Below are 18592 nucleotides of genomic sequence, written 5' to 3'. Positions count from 1 at the left end.
TTACGGCGTGTCTTTCTTTGGAAGGGAGGTCAGGCGCTTGGCTTCGGCCTGCAGGAGTTTCAGGTCTTCCTCGGCCTCGTGGTCGGCGGCCAGCGTCTCGGTCGCGCGGCGGTTGGCATCGAAGGCGGCGTAGCGTTCACCCACAATGGATTCCATCTGTTCCCGTGAGATGCGGCCCGGACCGGTCAGAACTGCCCGTTCGTTGAAGTCGAGGAAGCGGTCGGTCTGGGTGATCCAGTCGGACATGCGGGTTTCGAGACGACGCAGGGCGCGGTCCTCGGCGAAGTCCAGGAACATGGTCACCAATCTATTCAGTTGATCGAGCTCCTGGGTATCCAGGTAGTTCTTCGATACTACGGTGTCCGATTTGCGCAGTCGGCTGCCACTCCAGTTGGTCAATCCCATATGCTCGGCATCCGCATCGGCACGCTCCACAATCAACTGGGCGGCCGTGCGGCCGGTGATGGCGTAGACAAGCTTGTTCTGGATGGTGGCGAAGAAGGTCTTGGCGGTCTGGGCGGTGCCGTCGTAATCGCTGCTGCTGACCTTGAACAGGTCGCGCAGCGTCTGGTAGAAGCGCTTCTCCGAACTGCGGATATCGCGGATGCGGCGCAGCAGGTCGTTGAAGTAATCGGTGCGCTCGGCATCCTTGAGCCGCAGGTCATTGAGCAGGAAGCCCTTGACCAGGTACTCGGCCAGGGAGGAGCCGGCCCAGCGGCGGAACTGGACCCCACGAGGCGAGCGGACCTTGAAGCCGACGGCCATGATCAGCTCCAGCCGGTAGGCTTTCACGGTCCGGCGGACCTCACGGCTGCCTTCCTGGCGAACCTGTAAGTAATCCTTACAAGTTGCTTCCTCATCAATCTCACCCTCCTCGTAGACTGCCCGGATATGCTGGGTGATGTTCTGCGGCGTGGTGTCGAACAGATCCGCCATCTCCGCCTGGGTCAGCCACACCGTACCGTGAGCAGCGCGGAGGTGGACATCGGTGCGCCCGTCTTCGGTACGGTAGAGGATCAGCTCCCCGTTGTTGTCGTTCATGGCGTTACCTTGGACTTTCGGCCGCGTTTGGCTGCAACCGAACCGCTGGCCTTGGTGTCACGGGCAGCACGGATGCGGGCCAGCAGTTCGCTGGCGGGCTCCTCGTTGGGATCTTGGGAGACCAGTTGGCCGGCGAAGGCTGCCTTTAGCACGTTCTTACGCTGTGCCGTAGCCTGGAGAAGTCCGCTGAAAACACTTTCATGAAGTGTGGCTATCTGAGCGCTAAAATTTTCCAACCGACGTGTGATGACGTCCAACTCATCTAGAGGTGGCAGCGGGATCGGGAACGGCTGTAGGTCGCTCATGGAGATCCGTTTGTGGCCGGCAGTAGACTTTGCTGCAGCTTCTATCCGAGTCCTCGCCATTGGGCTCCGAAGCCAATATGAAATATAGGTACCCAAGCATTCAAAACCAGGAGTCATCTTGCCGCAGAATATCCGGTCGGGATACTGAACTGCTCCGTCGGGCAAATGATCAATGGTGACACAGCAGCCAACGTACTCCACCGAACCACTAAGCCGGGTAATGAGTAGATCGTGCAGGGCGAGAACATTCTCTTCACGAGATTGTTTCTCTGTGACATAGTTAAGCGCAGAAAAATCAACGGACCCTTGACGGACGGCACTTGACTTGAGTATCGGGAATGGCGTCACTTCTCGGATTGATGTCTCTGCACTACCGCTGCGCAGTTGAATAAGGAGTTGATCGAGACTGGCCCATGCCCAATTCTCCGGAAGCGTCGGAAGTTTGTCCTGATCTGGCTGAACAGGTTCCGCATACCTGGCTCGCCAATTCTTTGGTGGAGCCTTGCGCTGTTCATTGAGCTTGGCGAGTTGCTTCTTTTCCCAGCCGGCTCGGCGCTCGGACAGGATGCGCTGCAGTAACTCCGTGCCGGTTTCCTCTGGTTCGCCGTTTGCCGCGCGCCAATCCGCAGTCAACGTGCCCTCCACCGCCGACTTCAGTAGTGATTGGCGGTACCGATTCAGTTTGCGCCGCGCATCCTTCAGCTCGGCCATCCCCGCGTCAAGGTCGGACAGTAGCTCTTCCAACTTCTCAACGATGCGGGTTTGTTCGAGGCTGGGTGGTAGAAGAAGTGGAAGCGATCTGAGGGTCTCCAAGCGGATTCCGCTCACGGTTGTGCCTGTGCCTTCCCTTTGGATGACCTGTTCATTGGCGAGGATCCAGTAAAGAAGGAAGTCCGAGTCGACACCATCGCCGACGATCAGAGCCTTCAAATCCTGGTTGATGGCGCACTCCACTGTGGGTCGAATCGCCCGGCCGAGCGCAATGCGGGTTGCGCAAATCAGTGTGTTGGGCGGCACCACGTTGGTCGCACTGTTGGCAACCGCTTCCTCTGAAATATGCTCTTCGGCATCACTTGGTTTGGGCGACTTCATGTCCTTCACGGTGAACCAAGGAATTGCACCTTCGAAATAGGTCGCCACATTCCTTGAGGGGGTGCCGCCTCCCACTATGGAAAGCAGGCAGTCGCCCAGTTCTGATTCCGCCCAACCCACTGGCAGGTTCTTGCTCACGCCACCAACTCCTCATTCATCTCGGCCAGCAACTCATCCAGCTGCCCGTCAAACACTGTCCAAGCCTTCTGCAGCCCGCCCTTGCCGGCCAGCTGCGCGTAATCAAAATCGTCCCGTTCGATGCGGCAGCTGCTGGCGATATGGTCCTTGACCAGCCGCAGCCACTCCATCTGCTCGGGGGTGAACGAAGTAGCGCGCTGCCGGTTGTGGCGGAAGGTCCATGCCTGGAAGCGCTTATCTACACTGTCGGCGAACGGCCGCAGCTCTTCGTCCATGCCCAGCGCGAAGCGCACTAGTGATACGAGATCGGTCAGCTGGCGGCGAACGCTGTTGCCGTGCACCTTGTTTTCCTGCAAGCGAGCATAGGCTGACCAGAGTCTCTCCGTGGTCAGCATCAGTGGCGGCCGCGACAGGGTCTCTTGAAGCTCCTCGATCATCTCGAAGGTCAGCTCGCGGCGGCGGTAGGGTTGTGCATAGAAGAAGCCCAACGCCGCAATTTCTTCACGATGCGTCTGCAGAAACTCGCGGAACTGCTCAACAGCGGCTTCGGCATTGGCCTGCGCCTGCGCGGCAAACTCACTGCGCGTCACCGTGTCGAGATTGAGGTGGTCGATCAGCTGCTCACGGTCGCGGCGCGCTGACTCGATCCTTTCCCGTAGCGCGGGGTTGTCGAAAGGCTGGCAAGCAGCATCCACGCGCTTGCAGCGTGCTGCCTCCAGTTCTTCCTGGGTCAGCGAGGCTTCGTCTCGGGTGATACCGGCGGCCTGGGCCGCGTCAAGCGCATCGGCCGTCACCCGGTCGGGGTCGAGTGCTTGTATCAGTCCGCGTGCGAGATCGTGCAGACTGATGCCGCCGCTGGCCTGTTTGATCTTGGCTAGGGCCTTGTCATCCAATCGCTTGGTCAATCGCACCAGGCGATTGCCCAGGCTGAGCACAGTGTCCTCGTCGCGTGCGCCGACCGCCACGCCCTTGAGCAGGCCATCCAGGCTGAGCGCAGGCAAGCGCTCCAGTGGCCGGCTTTCGGTCTTCAGCGTTTTCTCCACACCTACGGCATCGATCAGCACAAAGCGGGCCTTGGCCCCATCGGCGGAGTTGCTGACCTTCTTCAGCGACTCGGCATCCAGGCTGCGCACGCCTCGGCCTTTCATCTGCTCGTAGTACCCCTTGCTGCGCACGTCACGCATAAATAGCAGCACTTCCAGTGGTTTCACGTCGGTGCCGGTAGCGATCATGTCCACGGTAACGGCGATACGCGGATTGTAGTCATTGCGGAAACTGGCAAGCACGCTATCGGCGTCGTCGCCGGCTACTGCTTTGCCGGTGTCAGGGTCGGTCCCGGCCCGGTAAGTGACCTTTTTGCAGAAGGCATTGCCCTCGCCATAGATCTGGCGCACGGTACGGATGATGTCGTCTGCGTGGCTGTCGGTCTTGGCGAAGATCAGCGTCTTCGGGGTCTCTTCGCGGTTGGGGAAAATACGGTTCTCTACCGCATTCTTCATTTCCTGGATGACGTTGCGGATCTGGCTGGGATTGACCACCGACCTATCGAGGTCCTTGTTGCTGTAGGCGGTGTCCTCTTCGGTCTGCGCCCAGCGCTTGGCCCGCGTTTCCCGGTCGCGGTGGTCGATCCATTCCCTGGCCTTCACCTCGGCACCCTTGGCACTTATCTCGGTGTCGATTTCGTAGACGTCGTAGCCCACATTAACGCCGTCCACTACGGATTGCTCGTAACTGTACTCTGCGACGATGTTCTCGTTGAAGAAGCCGTAGGTGCGCCTGTCCGGGGTGGCTGTCAGGCCAATCAGGAAGGCATCGAAGTAGTCCAGAACCTGCTTCCAAAGGTTATAGATGCTGCGGTGACATTCATCGATGACGATGAAGTCGAACTCTTCCACCGGCATCTGCGGGTTGTATTGCACCAAGTGCGCTTGGGCGGCGGACTGGCCCATTTCGTGCAGCGAAATGTCTTCGCTGGCCTCGGTCAGCTCAGTGCCCGACAGGATCGAGTACATGCGCTGGATGGTGCTGATACACACCTGCGCATGTGGATCTACATTGCTGGAGGTCAGCCGCTGGACGTTGTACAGCTCGGTGAACTTGCGGGCATCGTCCGGCGCGGTGTACGCCATGAACTCTTGATGTGCCTGCTTGCCAAGGTTGCGGGTATCGACCAGAAAGAGAATGCGCTTGGCACCGCCGAATTTGAGCAGGCGGTAGGCCGAGGTGATCGCGGTGAAGGTCTTTCCCGCACCGGTGGCCATATGGATCAAGGCGCGCGGCTTGTTTCTGGCCAGCGACTTCTCCAGGCCGGTGACCGCCTGGATCTGGCAGTCGCGCAGGTTCTGCTCGGCAAGTGGTGGCATCTGTGTCAGACGGTGGCGCAGGGTATCGGGCTGTGCGGCCCAGTCGGCGAGCGTCTGCGGGCGGAAAAAGTGAAACAGCTCGCGCGCGCGCGGTGATGGATCACCAGCGTCGGTAAAAAATAGGATCTGCCCCGTGGCCTCGTAGAGGAAACGCAGCGGCGTGTGGCCATTGCGCCACTTCAGCGGGGCTGTCGCGTAGCGTTCGGATTGAGTCTCGTGAACACTGAGATTTTTGCCGGCGTCATTGCGCTTGGCTTCGATAACCCCGACGGGCTCACGGTCGACGAACAGCAGGTAGTCCGCCGGGCCAGCATCGGTAGGGTACTCACGGACCGCGATTCCTGGTCCTGCACTGAGGTTGATTTCCTTCATGTCCTGCACGACCCAGCCGGCGGATTCCAGCTTCCGGTCAATGATGAGGCGCGCTTTAACTTCCGGTGTCATATCAACCCCCTGTGGTTGTTCGATAAGCATTCAATCTGCTCAGTTATCCCCATCAATATTCGACAGATACTGAAGCCGGTCAGTACGAGGCCAGGGCGTGTTCACGGCCGCCGGCGCCGATGACCAGGATCTTCAATGCAGTTCTCGCGTGTGGCGGGGGCAGACCCGCGATTTTACGCGGTGTCGGTCGGCCCTGCATTCGCCCCGGCTCAGGGCGTGCCGCAGCCTTCACGTTGCAGCGAGTCGGGCACCGCATACGCCCGTAGCGTCGGGTCGAAGATCAGCCGGTGATACTCCTGGAACGGGCCGGCGCAGTCCTGCCCGGTGCCGCGCACGATGAGTGGCCAAAAGCCGTCCACCGCCTCGTCGCTACCCAGCTGCGTACTGAAGTCGATGTTGTAGCGCGCGTCCTCGCACCCGGAGCGCTCCGCATCGCAGTCTTGGCGCCGGTCGTTGTCCAGGTGGTCACGGTAGCTGGCCACCTCGCGCAGGTAGTCGCCGTGCATCGCCACATAGCTGCGGGTGATCCGCGTGGCGCCGCGGCGGGCCCACGGATGGGTGATGATGAAGGCGTCGCGCTGCGGCCCCAGCCCCACGATTCCCACCGTGCCCGGCGCGCCCCACTGGCCGTACTGGGACTGCAGGCGCTGGGCGATGATGCGGAAGGGCACTTCCAATGCCATCAACTGTTCCAGCCCGCTGGTGTCCTTGGGCACGCGCGCATCCTCGCCCACCTGCAGCGCGTACAGGTCGATCCGGCCCGGCTCCACGCTGGCGGCATCCTCCAGCCGCTGGCAGACCGCCAGCAGGGTGCGCGCGCGGCCATCGCGATGCACCGGCTCACGTGCGCACACCTCCCGCGTGACCGGGCGCTGCGCGTCCACCTCGGTGTCTTCCCACTGGTCCTGCCAGGCGCCCTCCAGCCGTGCGCGGTCGCCGTAACGCGCCTGCAGGAAGCCCAGCAGACGTTGCTCGGTGGTGCCGCGCAGGTGGGGCATCGCCTCTATCGGCGCGCTGGTATCGAGCGCCCGTCGCGGCTTGGTGGGGTTGGCCGGTGAGCTGCTGTTGGTGCAGCCGGCCAGCAGAACAAGCAGGGCGGTGGCCAGCGCGGCCCGGTGCGGGCAGGTCACTGCACGGCCCGCGCACACCATCACTCGCACCCTTCGCGGTTCAATGCATCGGGGAAAGCGTAGGTCCAGGTCTTCGCGTCCAGGGTGAAGCGATGCTCGCGGCGCACCGGGGTGCGGCCACAACTCATCCCGGTTTCTTCGATCACCAGCGGCCACTGCCGTGCAGCCGGGTCGCGGGCGTCGAAGGTCAGGGCGAAATCAAGGTTGAACAGGCGGGCCTGGCAGTCCGGCTCGGCGTCGGCATCGTCGCAGTCGTAGGCACTGCTGTTGTCGATGTGGCTGCGCACGCCGCCGGCCTCCACCAGCCCGTTCGGGCCGGGCAGCACCAGCGTCTGGGTGATCAGCGAATAGCCCTGGCCAAACCAGCCGTGCTCGATGCGGAACCCGTAGAAGTCGCTGCCGGCGCGGATGATCTGCACCGTGCCGGGCTGGCCCTGGCTGCCGAAGTTCTGGCCGGTCAGTTCGGCGGCCACGGCGAAACGGTCGGCCGCGGGGCGCAGTACGAAGAAGTCGATCGCGCCCGGGTCCGGGTGCGCGCCGTCCAGCGGCCAACCGCACACAGCCAGCAGCTGTTGCCAGCTGTCGCCGGTCACCACCGGTTGTTCGGCGCAGACGCGCCAGTCGGTGGGGCGGGTGTCGCCATCCTGGTTCCAGCTGCCACGCCAGGTGCCGCCCAGTTTCGCGGCCTTGCCATAGCGTTCAGTCAGAAAGGCCTGCAGCCGCGCGGTACGGCTGACGTGGGCCACCGGTGCGGCAGGCGTCTGCGCCGCAACGGGGGCGGCCGGGGTCGCCGGTTCACTGGCCGGGGTGCACCCGGCCAGCGCGGCCGCACTGGCGATGGCCAGCGCGGCGAGGGTCTTCATGTGCTGCGGGGACATCCGTGTCGCTCCAGGGGTCAGTGGCGGAAGTGGCGGACGCCGGTGAACACCATGGCCAGGCCGTGTTCGTTGGCAGCGGCGATCACTTCGTTGTCGCGCATCGAGCCGCCCGGCTGGATCACCGCCTTGATGCCGGCCGCAGCGGCGGCATCGATGCCATCGCGGAACGGGAAGAACGCATCGGAGGCCATCACCGAGCCTTCCACCACCAGGTTCGCGTCGGCCGCCTTGATGCCGGCGATGCGCGCCGAGTACACCCGGCTCATCTGCCCGGCGCCCACGCCGATGGTGCGGTTGTCCTTGGCATACACGATGGCGTTGGACTTCACGAACTTGGCCACCTTCCAGGCGAACAGCAGGTCGGCAAACTGCTTGTCGGTGGGGGCCAGCGTGCTCACCACGGTCAGTTCGTCGCGCGCCATGCCGCGGTTGTCCGCGCTCTGGATCAGCAGGCCCGAGCCCACGCGCTTGGTGTCGTAGTTGTTGCGGCCCTGCCCATGCGGAATGCGCAGCACGCGCACGTTGGCCTTTTTCTGCGCGTATTCCAGCGCAGCCGGTTCGTAGTCCGGGGCGATCAGCACTTCAACGAACTGGCGGTCCAGGATCACCTTGGCGGTGGCGGCATCCAGCGGCTGGTTGAAGGCGATGATGCCGCCGAAGGCGCTGGTCGGGTCGGTCGCGTAGGCCAACTCGTAGGCATCGCCGTTGCCGGCACCCACGGCCACGCCGCACGGGTTGGCATGCTTGGCGATCACGCAGGCCGGCGCGTCGAACTGGCGCACGCATTCCCACGCCGCGTCGGCGTCGGCCAGGTTGTTGTAGCTCAGCTCCTTGCCCTGCAGCTGCTGGAAGGTGGCCAGCGTGCCCGGCACCGGGTACAGGTCGCGGTAGAACGCGCCGCTCTGGTGCGGGTTCTCGCCGTAGCGCAGGTCCATCACCTTCACGAAGCTGGAATTCATCTGCGCCGGGAATTCGCTGCGCACCGGTACCGCCGTATCGCGGGCGGCAACGGCGGACAGGTAGTTGCTGATCGCCGCGTCGTACTGGGCCACGCGGTTGAACGCGGCCACCGAGAAGGCAAAGCGCTTGGCCGCCGACAGCTTGCCGTCGTTGGCGTCCAGTTCGGCCAGCAGCTCGGCGTACTGCGCCGGGTCGGTGGCCACGGCCACGCGCGCGAAGTTCTTCGCGGCCGAGCGCAGCATCGCCGGGCCGCCGATGTCGATGTTCTCCACCGCATCGTCCAGCGTGCAGTCGGCTTTGGCGGTGACCGACTCGAACGGGTACAGGTTCAGCACCAGCAGGTCGATCGCGCCGATGCCGTGTTCGGCCATCACCGCGTCATCCAGCCCGGCACGGCCGAGCAGGCCGCCGTGCACCATCGGGTGCAGGGTCTTGACCCGGCCGTCCATCATTTCCGGGAAGCCGGTGACGTCGGCGACGTCCTTGACGGCCAGGCCCGCCTCGCGGATCGCCTTGGCGGTGCCGCCGGTGGACAGCAGCTCCACGTTGCGCGCCGCCAGGGCGCGGGCCAGGTCGATCAGACCGGTTTTGTCGGAAACAGACAGCAGGGCCCGGCGCACGGGCAGCAGATCGGAACTCATGGGGGCAGGAGATCGAAGCGGAGCGGGGGCATATTGTAGGCCAGTGGCGCTGGCATGGCCCCAGAAACGACGAAGGCCGGCACCGAGCGCTGCTCGATCCGGCCTGCTTTCCGCCAGGCACTAAGCGCCTGCCCACCGGCATCAGGTGGTGATGCCGTATTCCTTCAGCTTCTTGCGCAGGGTGGCGCGGTGGATGCCCAGCATCGCCGCGGCGCGGCTCTGGTTGCCTTCGCAGTGGTTGAGCACCTCCACGAACAGCGGGATTTCCATCTCGCGCAATACGATCTCGTAGACATCGTCCGCATCGCAGCCATCCAGGTCCCGCAGGTAGCGCCTGACCGACTGGGCCACGTGTTCGCGCAGGGGTGGCTTTGGCGCGCCACGACTGTTGTCAGGACGAGAAAGGACAGCGTTCAAGGAGTTTCCCGGTGCAAGAGCCGGGGCGGACAACAGCCCACGGCGGAAGGGTGATGGGGTCAGTCTAGCGCGTGCGTCGGCCGCCTGCCACGCTGCGGCGGCCCCGGCGACGCCTCAGAGGAACTCAAAGGTGAATGCGACGGTAGACGCCGCAGGCTCGCGCACGCGGAAGGCGATCTGCGCGCTTTGCCCCGGTTCCAGCGTCGCGGCCGGGTCCGTGGCGCGGTCCAGATAGTCGGCCGGCGCGAACACATTGGTGCCGATCACGCGGCCATCGGCATCAGACAGCGACAGCCGCAGCGACGGCCAGGCCTGGGCCCAGCGCGCGTCGTTGCGGATGCTGGCCTGAACCTGCAGCGCGCCGGCCTGGCCCGGCACCGGGCGCACATCGCGGCTGAGCATGCTGAAGGCCGCCGGCTCGCGCCAGGCTGGCAATGAACAGCCCAGCACACCGCACAGCCCGGCGATCCACGGGCGGGTGCCGGCATCGGCGGCAAGCCGGGCGCGGTCGGCCACGGCGATCTGCACCAGCAGCAGGGCGGCCAGCCCGGCGACCATGCCCCACTGCCAGCCCGGCGTTCGCAGGCGCGCACCGGGCAGGCGGAGGAAGCTCGGTGTGGTGATGGCATCGGCTGGCGGCAGGGCCGCCGTGGCCGTGCTGCGCGCGTCCTCGTTGAAGGTGCGCACGTCATCCGATGGGGCTGCCGTCTCAACGAGTGGCGCGGCCGCCAGCGCATCGTCGGCGACACGGTGCCGCTCGGACGCGGGTGAGCGTTCCCATTCCGAGACGGAGGGTTCCGGCGCGTGCACCGGCTGTGCTTCGATCACCTGTTCGACCGCCAGCGGTGCGATGCGATCGTCCACAGGCATGGCCGACGGCGCAGGTGCTGCGTCAGACGGCGCGGCCGGGCGGTCAGCCGGATCGGCCGGCGCCTCCGGCGACGGACGCAGGAACGTGGCGATCGGGCGGCGCGGCGGCATCGGAGGCTCGGACATGGGCACGGGACCGGGCAGGAGACGGGCTATTCAAGCACGGCGGACGCCGGTGATGCGCATCCAGTCACCGTCCTGCGCCACCGCCAGCTGTTCGAAGGCCGGGGCATAGCGCTCCAGCAGTTCGCCTTCCTGCCCATGCAGGATGCCCGACAGCGCGATGCGGCCGCCCGGCGCGACACGCGCGGCCAGCACATCGGCCAGTGCATCCAGCGCCGAGGCGAGGATGTTCGCCACCACGACCGGATACGTCGCCTGCGGCTCGTCGTCCGGCAGGTAGACCTGCACACGGTCCTGCAGCCCATTGCGCTCGGCGTTGTCACCGGTGGCGAGCACCGCCTGCGGGTCGTTGTCCACGCCGACCGCGCGCGCGGCCCCCAGCTTCAGCGCCGCCAGGGCGAGGATGCCCGAGCCGCAGCCGAAATCGAGCACGGTGTTGCCGGGCAGCGCACCTTCGGCGGCCAGGCCGTCCAGCCAACGCAGGCACAGGGCCGTGGTCGGGTGGGTGCCCGAGCCGAACGCCAGGCCCGGATCCAGGCGGACCACGGCGGCATCCTCGGCCTGCGCGGCTTCTGGAAGTTCATGGTTCCACGGCACGATCCAGGTGCGGTCACCGAAGGCCATCGGCTGGAACTGGTCGATCCAGGCGCGTTCCCAGTCTTCGTCGGCCACGGCGCGGAAGCTGGCATTGGCCCAGTCCAGGCCGGGATCGAAGGCATCCAGCGCGGCCAGCAGGGCCAGCGCATTGGTATCGCCCGGGAACAGCGCGGTCAGCACCAGGTCGTTCCACAGCGGGGTCTCGCCCACGCCCGGTTCCAGGATCGCGCGCTCGTTGCTGGTGTCGGCATCGGCATCGAGCAGGGTCACCGCCAGCGCGCCCACGTCGTCCAGCGCATTCTCATAGCGCGGCTGGGTGGCTTCGGTGCAGTGCAGGGTGAGTTCCAGGAAGGGCATGGGGGCAGGGACCGGCGGAAAACCGTGCATGTTAGACCAGTGCGGCCCGCGGGTCCCGGCGTACCGTGGGGAGGTCGTCTCGCCGGCCGGTAAGATCGGCCGGACGACCGGTTCAGACAGCGTTGCGGCTGCTTGCTAAACTTACATTTCTGCTGTCTATCGCTGACAGCCTCTGACGTCCCGCCCATGGCGCTCGTGCCCACCCTCAAAACCTGGTTGCTGGTCGTGCCAGCCCTGGCGTTGCTCGGGGTGGTGGGCTATCGCGCGGGCGATCGGGCGCTGCATGCCGAGCACGTGGCCTCGCCGGGCGATGAACCGACGGCGGCCAGCGCGCCGAGCGCGGTCCCGGCCGAAGCGCGGCAGCTCGCCCGGCGCCTGCTGGGCAGCGAGCGCGGCACGGCCGTGGCCTCCGGCCTGCCGTTGGACCTTCGCGCCGATATCGAAGGCGATACCGATCTGTTTGCGTATGCGCAGCGCCTGCAGCTGCAGGCCGCCAACGGCAATGCGGAGGCCGGGTGGATGGTCAGCCGTGTGTACGACTACTGCGCCACCTACGCCATGGACCCGGGGGGCTACCAGCTCGACAACGACGTGTTGACCGGGCTGGGCATGAAAGCGTCCGTGTCGATGGTGACCGCGCGCGAGCGTGTTTCGCGCCGCTGCGCCGGCTTCGTCAGCAGCGACAATCTGGGCCGGTCCTTGATCCTGACCCAGCGCCTGCAGGCCGCCAAGGCCGGCAACCTGGCGGCCGAGGCCTCGCTGTTCGCCGAAGGTTATCCACTGGAAACCGCTCCGGCCTATCGTCGCGGGCTGGTCGAGCGGGTGATGGAGTCGCGGGATCCGGAAGCCTTCATGGCACTGGCGCCGGGCATGGGCCAGCGCGCCAGCGGCGACAGTGCGATGAGCGGCATGGTGGCCGGCGATCAGTTCAGCGAACTCGCCTGGCGGCTGGCGGCCTGCGGGTTGGGCATGGCGTGCGGGCCCGACAGTGTGCTGATGAATAATTTCTGCGCGAACGGAGGGATCTGTTCGCAGGACGGTGGGCAGGACTTTGCCACTTTTGTGTATGACGCCGCGGTATCGCGGCAAGGTGCGGGGAAAATGAACGTGTTGGTTGAAGAGCTGGTCAAGCAGAGGAATGGGCGATGAATTACCGTCGAATCCTGCACGGTGCGAAATTCTGGTTCTGGGTGGCGTTGTTTGTCGCTTACTCGGCCGGGGCAGTGGGTCTGGTGATGATCGACACCTATGACGATCGTTACCGAAGCCTGTCCAAAGTGCAGTTGACCTCGGTCAAGGCCGATGCCGAAGTGCGTCGTGCCGGTGCCAGTCAGGTCGCTGCGGTGTATCGCGCGCAGAGTGGCATGCCGTTCGCTTCGCTGCCCACCGGCAGTACCTTCCAGGTGGTGTGGCCGGACGGGTCCACCGAGACGATGGTGATCGTGGATCCGACCTCCTCGCTGGGCGTGGAGCCGGTGAAGCATTCGCAGGTCACCGCAGCTGATACCGCCAAGCCGTAAGCACGTCAGCCAACCATGGGTTGGCTCTACCGGGTTTGTGCCCTCCGGCAGCCCGGTTCGCGCAAACAAAAAGGCGGGGAGATCCCCGCCTTTCTGCTGTCCAACGTGACGCGTGAATCAACCGATCAGGTCAACGCGATCGACTTGTTCTTGCGTTCGGCCAGGCGCTTTTCCAGGTAGTGGATGTTCTGCCCACCGGCCTGGAAGCCCTTGTCGCGCATGATGCGCTGCTGCAGCGCGACGTTGGTCTTGATGCCGTCCACGACCAGCTCGCTCAGTGCCACGCGCATGCGCGCGATCGCGGTCTCGCGATCCGGGCCGTGCACGATCAGCTTGCCGATCATCGAGTCATAGTTCGGCGGCACGCGGTAACCACTGTAGATGTGGGTATCCACACGCACACCGGGGCCACCCGGCGGATGGAACGCGGTGATCTGGCCCGGGCTCGGCACGAAGGTTTCAGCGTCTTCGGCGTTGATGCGGCACTCGATCGCGTGGCCGGTCAGCACCACGTCGCTCTGCTTGATGGTCAGCTTCTGGCCGGCGGCGATGCGCAGCTGCTCGCAGACCAGGTCGATGCCGGTCACCATCTCCGTCACCGGATGTTCCACCTGCACGCGGGTGTTCATTTCGATGAAGTAGAAGCGGCCGTCTTCGAACAGGAACTCGAAGGTACCCGCGCCGCGGTAGCCGATGCGGATGCAGGCTTCCACGCACACCTTGCCGATCTCATCGCGCAGCTCGGCGGTGATGCCCGGTGCCGGCGCTTCTTCCACCACTTTCTGGTGGCGGCGCTGCATGGAGCAGTCGCGTTCACCGAGGTGGATGGCATTGCCCTGGCCATCGGCAAGCACCTGGATTTCCACGTGACGCGGATTCTCCAGGAACTTCTCCATGTAGACCTGATCGTTGCTGAAAGCGGCCTTGGCTTCGGACTTGGTGGTCTCGATCGCCGCCTTCAACGAGGCTTCGGCATGCACCACGCGCATGCCACGGCCGCCACCGCCACCGGAGGCCTTGATGATGACCGGGTAGCCGATCTCACGGGCGATCTTGGTGTTGGCCACGATGTCGTCGGTCAGCGGGCCGCCCGAGCCGGGCACGCACGGCACGCCGGCGGCCTTCATCGCGCGGATCGCTTCCACCTTGTCGCCCATCAGGCGGATGGTGTCGGCCTTGGGGCCGATGAAGATGAAACCGGACTCTTCCACGCGCTCGGCGAAGTCGGCGTTCTCCGACAGGAAGCCGTAGCCCGGGTGGATGGCCTGGGCGTCGGTGACTTCCGCCGCGGCGATCAGGGCCGGGATGTTGAGGTAGCTCTCCGAGGACGGTGCCGGACCGATGCAGACCGACTCGTCGGCCATGGCCACGTGCTTGAGGTTGCGGTCGACCGTGGAATGCACAGCCACCGTGCGGATGCCCAGGGTATGGCACGCGCGCAGGATGCGCAGCGCGATCTCCCCTCGGTTGGCAATAACGACTTTGTCGAGCATGGACTAATCCTTAGCCGATCACGAACAGCGGCTGGTCGAATTCGACCGGCTGGCCGTTTTCGCCCAGGATGGCGACGATGGTGCCGGAAACATCGGCTTCGATCGGGTTGAACATCTTCATCGCTTCGATGATCGCCAGCGTTTCACCGGCCTTGACGGCCTGGCCGACCGACACGAAGGCCGGCTTGTCCGGCGAGGACGACGAATAGAAGGTGCCGACCATCGGCGCGCGCAGCACGTGGCCATCCGGCAGGGCGTTGCCGGCCTTGGCGGTGCCACCGGTGGAGGCTTCGGTCGGCGACTGCATCGGCATCGCCGGGGCAGCGGCCTGGGCCGGTGCGGGGGCCATCATCATCTGCGGCTGGGCCTGGACCATGCCGTAGCCGGAGACGGGCGCGCGCGACAGACGCACGGACTCTTCGCCTTCCTTGATTTCGATTTCGGCGAGGTTCGACTCTTCCAGCAGGTCGATCAGTTTCTTGATTTTGCGGAGATCCATAGGGGCCTCTTTGGCTCGTGGTGTCAGTGGTGGGAAGCGCGGCGCGCTCGGGTCAAAGCAATTCGTAGAAATCGCGCAGCTGCCGCGTACGGTCGCGCGCGAGGGTGGTCAGGCAGTGCATCTGCGCGCCATTGCGCGAGGTGCCATCGGCGTTGAAGGCGTAGACCGCGTCGCAATCGTGGTCGCGCAGCTGCATCCACGCGCGCTGGGCCAGGATCAGCTGCTTTTCGGCATCGGCGCAGTGCGTGCAGGCGCCTTCGGCCGCCTGGCGGCGCAACTGCTGGCGCGCCTGGGCGTACACCGCGTTCAATTCGGTATCGGCCTCGCTGGCCCCATCCGAGGCGCACAGATCCGATTCCATGGTGCCGCTCGGCTGCGCGCAGTCGATGCCTTCCGCGCTGCGATCAGCGGCACTGGCGGCGCCACACAGGCAGCCCCACAGCGCGACGCTGGCCAGGACACGCGGCAGGGTCATCACGCCGAAGCAGCCGCCAACCGGGTCAGCGCTGCATCCATCGCATAGCGATAGCTGTCCGCCCCGAACCCACAGATCACCCCGACCGCCTTGTCGCTGAAATAGCTGTGCTGGCGGAAGGGCTCGCGCGCGTGCGGATTGGACAGGTGGATCTCGATGAAGGGCAGGTCCACCGCGGCCAGCGCATCGCGCAGGGCCACGGACGTGTGAGTGAACGCGGCCGGATTGATCAGGATGAAGGCGGTGCCGTCATCGCGGGCGGCCTGCACCCGATCGACCAGCACGTGCTCGGCATTGGACTGCAGGCTCTCCAGGGCATGGCCGACGGCCTGCGCCTGGGCCAGCAGGGCCTGGTCGATCTGCGCTAGCGTGGTGTGCCCATAGACCCCCGGCTCGCGCGTGCCGAGCAGGTTGAGGTTGGGGCCATGCAGGACCAGCAGTTTCGCCATGGGTGCCGAACAACAGGAAAGGGCGGAGTCTGGCGGAACTGGTGGATCGTGTCCAGTTCGACGAAGTTACGCGTGTTTCAAGCGGTTGTTTGAAAATTGTGCGGGACCGTTGTGGCAGATGGATGTTGGCCGCTTGGCGTCGGCGGCACGGCGGTTGCAGCCTGTGGCACCTGTTCATCGCATGGCAGGACATCCAAGTCCTCCTCTCAGGGCACGTGGGTCGCATCGAACGACACCCCGCCACGGCTTTTCAACGCGATGGTGCTTACCTCGCTGTGCCCCTTGTCCACCAGCATCTCCGCGGTCCGCTGCAGATAGTCCTTGAAGTGGGGCGTTTGCCGGTGCGTGTCATAGGCAGCGGCATCGGCGTAGATCTCAAAGAAGATCCACTGCTCCGGATGCTCCTGCCGTGTAACGGCATACATCGCCAGGACGCCCGGTTCGATCCGCATGGACTCGCGCATCTCCGCCGTGACGATCCGGGTGAATGCCGGTATATCCGCGGGTTTGACCGTCACATCGACGATCCGGACCTCCGGCGTGTCGCCGCGCTGCATGACCGAAAGAGGGGCCGACTTTTCGGCAAGGAACACGGGCGTTGTTTCCGTCAACGTCTTGTCGGCGATGAGCGGCTGCGTGGCGCGTAGAAAATCGGCGTAGTGCGCGGACGCAAGATGCGTCTTCAAGGCGTCCGCATCCGCGTAGATTTCGAAGACGTACGCCACGCCCGGCCGCTGGCGATCGGTGACGGCGTGCATCGCCAGAACACCGGGCTCGGTCTGCAGGGAGGCGTCCATGTTGCGCCGGCCGGCCGCGTCGAACGCTTCCTGTCGGCCCGGGTCGGTGTGCAGCTCGAACATGCGCACGATGGGCTGTGCGGCGACGTCGGTGCTTCCCAGTATCAGGGACGTCAGCATCAATGCTATCCAGCCGGTCATGGTCTCCTCCTGCGCAGGGTTCAGTGGGCGAGCGTGCCGCGCCGCGCCTGGTCCGCGCGATCGGCGGCCTCGGCACTGACCACGTCGCGCAGCACCGCCACGGCATGTTGCAGCTGCGCCTCGCTGAGCGCCACGTTCCGGCTGATGCGCATGTGCGCCTGCACCTGCGACTCGGTCCCTGTCATGGCCGACAGCGCGGCCACGGTGGCGAGCTCGCGATCACCCCAGTCGAGGTTGTCGCGCGCAAAAATCGCGCCGAACAGATGTTCCTTGAGGTAGCGGTCGATTTGAGGCGAGAACGCGAACAACGGGCCTGCGACGGGTTGACCCGACAACCGGGTCTGGTTGGCGGTGCCTACGGCCAGCATCTGGTCCGGCGCGGGCAGCGTGGCCGGTGCCTTGCCCTGTGCATCGTGGACGCCCTGTGCCTTGCGGTCCTCCACCACCGTCATGAAGGTGCCCAGTGCATTCAACGCGCGCGGAAAGCCTGCATAGGCGTAGAGCTGACCCAGGATTTCCTTGATCTCATTGATTGTCAGCCCGGCATCCAGCGCGGCGCGCAGGGCCGGTTCGAGGCGGTGAAGATCGCCGGCCGCCGTGAAAGCGGCGATTGGCAGGATGGCCTGTTGGCGTGCGGAGAGAGCCGACTGGGTGTTCATGTGGATATCCGTGGTGTGGGCGGGCCGCAGCGGCGGCTCGCACGGTGGGGCGGTGGCTGTGTCGGCCGTGCATCCGATGATGCGATCGGGCAGCGACAGCGAGCGTGGGGAAAGGCGGGGTGGTCATCGCGCGCTCCTGCTGGGATGGCCCAAGGTGGGGCGCACCCATGGTGCCGCACCGTTTTATGTGGATAAACCTGCAGGCCACGAATAGAGTTATAAAAGCGGTTTATCAATGGGGCGGCCATGCGGCGCGAACACTACAACGACCTGCGCGCCCTCATGGCGGTGGCCCAGGAGCGCAGCTTCACCCGCGCCGCCGCGCGGATGGGGGTGTCGCAGGCTGCGCTGAGCTATACCGTGCGGGTGCTGGAGCAGCGGCTGGGGATCCGCTTGCTGACCCGCACCACGCGCAGCGTGACACCGACCGAAGCCGGTGAACGGCTGCTGGCGCAGATCGGGCCGCACTTCGCCAGCATCGACAGCGCTATCGACGACCTGAGTGAACTGCGCGATCGGCCCAGTGGCACCTTGCGCATCAACAGCAGCGATCCGGCCAGCGAACAGGTGGTCTGGCCCAAGCTGCAGCCTCTGCTGGATACCTACGCGGACATCCGGGTGGAGATCACCGACCAGTCCAATCTGGCCGACATCGTCGCGGAGGGGTTCGATGCGGGCATACGCCTGGGCGAGCAGGTGGCCAAGGGCATGATCGCGGTCCCGGTCACGCCGCCGCTCAGGATGGCCGTTGTCGGTGCCCCGGATTACTTCAAGCGGTGCGGGGTGCCGCGTACGCCCCAGGACCTGACCGTGCATGACTGCATCAACATGCGACTGCTGACCCAGGGTGGGCTGTATGCGTGGGAGTTCGAAAAGGACGGCCGCAGCGTGAACGTGCAGGTGGAGGGGCGGCTGACGTTGAGCAGTGTGCGCCTGATCGTCCAGGCGGCACTGGAGGGCCGCGGCCTGGCCTGCGTGCCGGACCTGATCGTGGCCGATGCATTGGCGGACAAGCGGCTGATGCGGGCGATGCAGGATTGGTGCCCGCCCTTTCCCGGTTTCCATCTCTACTACCCAAGCCGCCGCCAGAACTCGCCGGCGTTCGCGCTGCTGGTCGAAGCGCTTCGATGGGGTGGTGATGACGCACTGCTGAGAAAACCTCAGTAGTCCATGAACCCGGGGGCTGCTTATCAGTCCCCGCGG

At 65.1% G+C, this 18592-nt stretch carries 18 protein-coding genes; 3 read left to right on the top strand and 15 right to left on the bottom strand.

The window, feature by feature from the left end; genetic code table 11:
- From rhuM to prmA, 9 genes are all read right to left on the bottom strand, one after another.
- Window positions 1-1041, bottom strand: coding sequence for a RhuM family protein (rhuM, locus tag ABE546_RS06355; protein WP_346462978.1), 1041 nt, complete (start codon window positions 1039-1041; stop codon window positions 1-3).
- Window positions 1038-2576 (bottom strand): restriction endonuclease subunit S, encoded by a 1539-nt coding sequence (locus ABE546_RS06350; protein ID WP_346462977.1) that lies wholly within the window; start codon window positions 2574-2576, stop codon window positions 1038-1040. The genes rhuM and ABE546_RS06350 overlap by 4 nt, the downstream gene beginning before the upstream one ends.
- Window positions 2573-5413 (bottom strand): type I restriction-modification enzyme R subunit C-terminal domain-containing protein, encoded by a 2841-nt coding sequence (locus ABE546_RS06345; protein ID WP_346462976.1) that lies wholly within the window; start codon window positions 5411-5413, stop codon window positions 2573-2575. The genes ABE546_RS06350 and ABE546_RS06345 overlap by 4 nt, the downstream gene beginning before the upstream one ends.
- A gap of 179 nt (window positions 5414-5592) precedes the next feature.
- Window positions 5593-6513 carry a hypothetical protein gene (locus tag ABE546_RS06340; protein ID WP_161578742.1) on the bottom strand — a complete coding sequence of 307 codons (921 nt, stop codon included), beginning with the start codon at window positions 6511-6513 and terminating at the stop codon, window positions 5593-5595.
- A 20-nt stretch (window positions 6514-6533) separates the two neighbouring features.
- The gene (locus ABE546_RS06335) at window positions 6534-7391 is read right to left on the bottom strand and encodes a hypothetical protein (RefSeq protein WP_346462975.1); all 858 of its coding nucleotides are present in this window, start codon (window positions 7389-7391) and stop codon (window positions 6534-6536) included.
- Window positions 7392-7408: 17 nt separating this feature from the next.
- Window positions 7409-8992 carry a bifunctional phosphoribosylaminoimidazolecarboxamide formyltransferase/IMP cyclohydrolase gene (gene purH / locus ABE546_RS06330; protein ID WP_346462974.1) on the bottom strand — a complete coding sequence of 528 codons (1584 nt, stop codon included), beginning with the start codon at window positions 8990-8992 and terminating at the stop codon, window positions 7409-7411.
- A gap of 141 nt (window positions 8993-9133) precedes the next feature.
- On the bottom strand, window positions 9134-9409 hold the full coding sequence (fis, locus tag ABE546_RS06325; protein ID WP_123730002.1) for a DNA-binding transcriptional regulator Fis: 276 nt from the start codon (window positions 9407-9409) through the stop codon (window positions 9134-9136).
- A 114-nt stretch (window positions 9410-9523) separates the two neighbouring features.
- Window positions 9524-10405: a DUF3426 domain-containing protein gene (locus ABE546_RS06320; RefSeq protein WP_346462973.1), complete on the bottom strand. Its 882-nt coding sequence runs from the start codon at window positions 10403-10405 to the stop codon at window positions 9524-9526.
- 30 nt (window positions 10406-10435) lie between these two features.
- Window positions 10436-11356 (bottom strand): 50S ribosomal protein L11 methyltransferase, encoded by a 921-nt coding sequence (prmA, locus tag ABE546_RS06315; protein WP_346462972.1) that lies wholly within the window; start codon window positions 11354-11356, stop codon window positions 10436-10438.
- Between the two features lie 186 nt (window positions 11357-11542).
- On the opposite strand from prmA, the gene ABE546_RS06310 reads away from it, so the two are divergent.
- Together ABE546_RS06310 and ABE546_RS06305 are read left to right on the top strand one after the other, a co-directional pair.
- Window positions 11543-12505, top strand: coding sequence for a hypothetical protein (locus tag ABE546_RS06310; RefSeq protein WP_346462971.1), 963 nt, complete (start codon window positions 11543-11545; stop codon window positions 12503-12505).
- Window positions 12502-12876 carry a hypothetical protein gene (locus tag ABE546_RS06305; protein WP_313211322.1) on the top strand — a complete coding sequence of 125 codons (375 nt, stop codon included), beginning with the start codon at window positions 12502-12504 and terminating at the stop codon, window positions 12874-12876. Before ABE546_RS06310 ends, ABE546_RS06305 begins: the two co-directional genes overlap by 4 nt.
- A 125-nt stretch (window positions 12877-13001) precedes the next feature.
- On the opposite strand, the gene accC is transcribed toward ABE546_RS06305, so the two are convergent.
- From accC to ABE546_RS06275, 6 genes are all read right to left on the bottom strand, one after another.
- A complete protein-coding gene (gene accC / locus ABE546_RS06300) occupies window positions 13002-14369 on the bottom strand; it encodes an acetyl-CoA carboxylase biotin carboxylase subunit (protein ID WP_313211321.1) in 1368 nt (455 codons plus the stop codon).
- Between the two features lie 10 nt (window positions 14370-14379).
- Entirely contained in the window at window positions 14380-14868 is a 489-nt protein-coding gene (gene accB, locus ABE546_RS06295; protein ID WP_121040377.1) for an acetyl-CoA carboxylase biotin carboxyl carrier protein, read from the bottom strand.
- Between the two features lie 52 nt (window positions 14869-14920).
- Window positions 14921-15343: a lysozyme inhibitor LprI family protein gene (locus tag ABE546_RS06290; protein WP_346462970.1), complete on the bottom strand. Its 423-nt coding sequence runs from the start codon at window positions 15341-15343 to the stop codon at window positions 14921-14923.
- The gene (gene aroQ, locus ABE546_RS06285; RefSeq protein ID WP_346462969.1) at window positions 15343-15792 is read right to left on the bottom strand and encodes a type II 3-dehydroquinate dehydratase; all 450 of its coding nucleotides are present in this window, start codon (window positions 15790-15792) and stop codon (window positions 15343-15345) included. Before aroQ ends, ABE546_RS06290 begins: the two co-directional genes overlap by 1 nt.
- A gap of 206 nt (window positions 15793-15998) precedes the next feature.
- Entirely contained in the window at window positions 15999-16730 is a 732-nt protein-coding gene (locus tag ABE546_RS06280) for an antibiotic biosynthesis monooxygenase (protein WP_346462968.1), read from the bottom strand.
- 20 nt (window positions 16731-16750) lie between these two features.
- Window positions 16751-17389: a carboxymuconolactone decarboxylase family protein gene (locus ABE546_RS06275; RefSeq protein ID WP_346462967.1), complete on the bottom strand. Its 639-nt coding sequence runs from the start codon at window positions 17387-17389 to the stop codon at window positions 16751-16753.
- A gap of 246 nt (window positions 17390-17635) precedes the next feature.
- On the opposite strand from ABE546_RS06275, the gene ABE546_RS06270 reads away from it, so the two are divergent.
- Window positions 17636-18556 carry a LysR family transcriptional regulator gene (locus tag ABE546_RS06270; protein WP_313211309.1) on the top strand — a complete coding sequence of 307 codons (921 nt, stop codon included), beginning with the start codon at window positions 17636-17638 and terminating at the stop codon, window positions 18554-18556.
- Window positions 18557-18592 lie beyond the last annotated feature (36 nt).

The sequence above is a fragment of the Stenotrophomonas sp. TWI377 genome (assembly GCF_039674525.1).
Lineage (GTDB): Bacteria > Pseudomonadota > Gammaproteobacteria > Xanthomonadales > Xanthomonadaceae > Stenotrophomonas.
This window is presented reverse-complemented; position numbering and strand designations above follow the sequence as displayed.